Origin of the sequence: Massilia sp. DWR3-1-1 (assembly GCF_049898325.1) — a bacterium.
In the GTDB taxonomy this organism is placed as follows: domain Bacteria; phylum Pseudomonadota; class Gammaproteobacteria; order Burkholderiales; family Burkholderiaceae_D; genus JAFCUW01.
Window position 1 is genome coordinate 1 of sequence record NZ_JAFCXL010000055.1, and the last position, 3,098, is coordinate 3,098.

At 61.8% G+C, this 3,098-nt stretch carries 2 protein-coding genes and 1 pseudogene; all 3 read left to right on the forward strand.

Features of this window, described 5'->3' with window-relative positions:
* Nucleotides 1–7 precede the first annotated feature (7 nt).
* Nucleotides 8–1,546 (forward strand): IS21 family transposase, encoded by a 1,539-nt coding sequence (gene istA / locus ACP7EY_RS23765; protein ID WP_426197726.1) that lies wholly within the window; start codon nucleotides 8–10, stop codon nucleotides 1,544–1,546.
* Nucleotides 1,543–2,310: an IS21-like element helper ATPase IstB gene (istB, locus tag ACP7EY_RS23770; protein WP_426197725.1), complete on the forward strand. Its 768-nt coding sequence runs from the start codon at nucleotides 1,543–1,545 to the stop codon at nucleotides 2,308–2,310. The genes istA and istB overlap by 4 nt, the downstream gene beginning before the upstream one ends.
* Before the next feature lie 177 nt (nucleotides 2,311–2,487).
* Nucleotides 2,488–2,631: pseudogene (locus tag ACP7EY_RS23775) on the forward strand (IS3 family transposase); the annotation flags it as partial.
* Between the last annotated feature and the right edge of the window lie 467 nt (nucleotides 2,632–3,098).

The following is a 3,098-nucleotide window of genomic DNA, read 5'->3' on the forward strand; positions in this document are numbered from 1 at the left end:
AGAGAGCATGCCCGCACCGAGGATCAATATGCGTAAGATAAAAGATGTATTGCGATTGAAGTTGGACGCCCAGCTGTCACACCGGCAGATCGCCGCAGCATTGGGTATGTCGAAGGCTGCCGTGACGAAGTATCTTGGCTTGGCGGCCGCCGCCGGGCTGGACTGGGCGGCGGTACAAGGGGCCGATGAAGTTTCATTGGAGCGGCGCCTGCTGGTGGCCCCGGAGCGTCCGCGCGACCATGTGCAACCGGACTATGCTCGTGTGCACCAGGAACTGCGCCGCAAGGGCATGACCTTGATGCTGCTGTGGGAGGAGCATCGCGCCGACTACGCCGACCAGCACACCTATGGCTACACGCAGTTCTGCGAGAACTACCGGCGCTTTGCCAAGCAGCTCAAGCGCTCGATGCGCCAGATCCACCGCGCCGGCGAGAAGCTATTCATTGATTACGCTGGCCCCACCATCGCCCTCACCGACGGCGGCCGTGCCCACATCTTCGTGGCGGCACTGGGCGCCTCGAGCTACACCTTCGCGTACGCCACGCCTTCCGAGACGATGGCTGACTGGCTCGGGTCGACGGTGCGTGCGCTGGCCTTCTACGGCGGCGTGACGCAGCTCATCGTGCCCGACAACCCGAAGGCGATGATCGCCGACGCCAACCGCTACGAGCCACGCGGCAACGACACCGTGCTCGACTTCGCCCGCCACTACGGCACCTCGATCCTGCCGGCGCGGCCGTATCATCCGCAGGACAAGGCCAAGGCCGAATCGGCGGTGCAGATCGTCGAGCGCTGGATCATGGCGCGCCTGCGTCACCAGCAGTTCGCCAGCGTGCACGAGGTGAACGTGGCGATGGCGCCGTTGCTGGCGCGCCTGAACGACAAGCCGTTCCAGAAGCTGCCCGGCAGCCGCGCCAGCACCTTCGCCGATATCGACGCACCGGCCTTGCTGCCGCTGCCGCTGCAGCGCTACGAGATGGCCCGCTTCAAGACCGTCAAAGTCCACATCGACTACCACGTCGACGTCGAACGTCATCGCTACAGCGTGCCGCAAGCCCTGGTCGGCCTGATGCTCGAAGCGCGCATCACGACGGCGGTCGTCGAGCTGCTTCATCGGGGCCAGCGCGTGGCCAGCCATGCCCGGGACCTGCGGGTCGGCGGCTTCACCACCACGGCCGCGCATATGCCGGCGGCGCATCGCGCCCACATGGAATGGACACCAACCCGGTTGATCCACTGGGGCGAGAGCATCGGTCCCGCAACGGCCGAAGCGGTGACGCGGCTGATGGCGGAGAACCGGCACCCGGAGCACGGCTACCGCGCCTGCCTTGGCCTGCTCTCGCTGGCCAAACGCTACGGCAAGGTGCGACTGGAGGCGGCCTGCATGCTGGCCCTGCAGATCGGCGCCTGCCAGTACCGTCACGTGCGCGACATCCTCACCAACAACCGCGACCAGAGCGCACCGGTCACTGCCGGCGAATGGGTCAGCCCCGAGCACGCCCACCTGCGCGGCCCCGGCTACTACCAATATGGAATGACAAGATGATGATGCACACCACCCTGGTGCAGCTGCGGACCCTGAAACTGGACGGCTTGGCGGCCGGCCTTGAAGAACAACTGGCGCAACCAGGCATGGGAGCGATAAGCTTCGAAGAACGTATCGCGCTGCTGATCGACCGCGAGGTCCACGCCAGCAACGACCGCAAGCTGGTACGGCTGCTCAAGAACGCCCACCTGAAATACGGGCAGGCGGCGATTGAGGACATCGATGCGCGCGCAGGGCGCGGCATCGACCGCCGCGAAGTGATGAGCCTGGCCTTGGGCGACTGGGTCAGCGCCGGCCACAGCGTGCTGGTGACGGGGCCGACCGGTGCAGGCAAGTCCTGGCTGGCCTGCGCGCTGGCGCAGTACGCCTGTCGGCGTGGATACTCGGCGATTTACCAGCGCGTACCCCGTCTGCAGGAAGAACTGCGCATCCGCCACGGCAGCGGGGCCTTCGGCAAATGGCTGCTGCAACTGGCCAAGACCGATGTGCTGGTTCTCGACGACTGGGGCATGGGCGCCATCGACAGCATGACGCGCTCGGATTTACTGGAGATCATCGACGACCGTGCCGGCAGCAAGGCCACCATCATCACCAGCCAGCTGCCGGTCGAACACTGGCATGCGTGGATCGGCGACGCCACCATCGCCGACGCGATCCTCGACCGCATCATGCAGCGCAACCACCGCTTCACGCTGACCGGCGACTCACTACGCGCCGAACGGCCAAAAAACCGTAAAAAGGAGGTAAATATCGACCCATCGTGACCACACCGACTACAATTTAACTGCGTAACACCATCTCATGCGCAAGTGTGCACGATAGACCGGAATGGCTGGGCACGATGACCGAAATACGCAGTTTGTACGGCACGGGCCTACCTGGAAAGAAATGATGCCAGATTGTACACTCCTGTGGCGACAGGTCGAATTATTCAACAACGCCGCAATTGGCGGGACACTACCGTTGAGCAGTTCATAACCGTTGTTGATTCCTACATTCGGTGGTACAACGAGAAGCGCATCAAGATTTCACTGGGAGCGCTTAGTCCCATCGAGTACCGGGAAAGCTTGGGAATCGCAACATAAATCAGTCCAAGTTTTCGGCCGCACCTCCCAACGCCTACAAGTGGGTCAGTTTTCGGTCGGCGTCAACATCAGGTTACCTCAAAGACATGCATTGGCTGATCAAAAGCGTAGCATGGGGCAGCGCCTATCCTCTAACCTTAGCTTAGTCGTTTCCAAAACCCTATTCCTAGGGCAAATTTCGCCCAACTTTAACGAGGCTTCGCCATGATGCACAATTTTCTCGCGAACAATCGCGCGGACCTGATTTCCCGCTGCGCCGCGAAAGTGGCCAAACGCCCTGCCAGGAACGCGTCCGCAGCTCAAATCCAAACAGGAATCCCGCTGTTTCTCGAACAGCTTACGCGAACCTGCTGTGGTCTAATTTGTCCGGACACCTCAATAGGTGGAAAATGCACCACCTGAGGAGCAAGACATGGCAACAAGAAAACGCATAACATTCGATCCAAGCCTGAAGCTTGAAGTGGTTC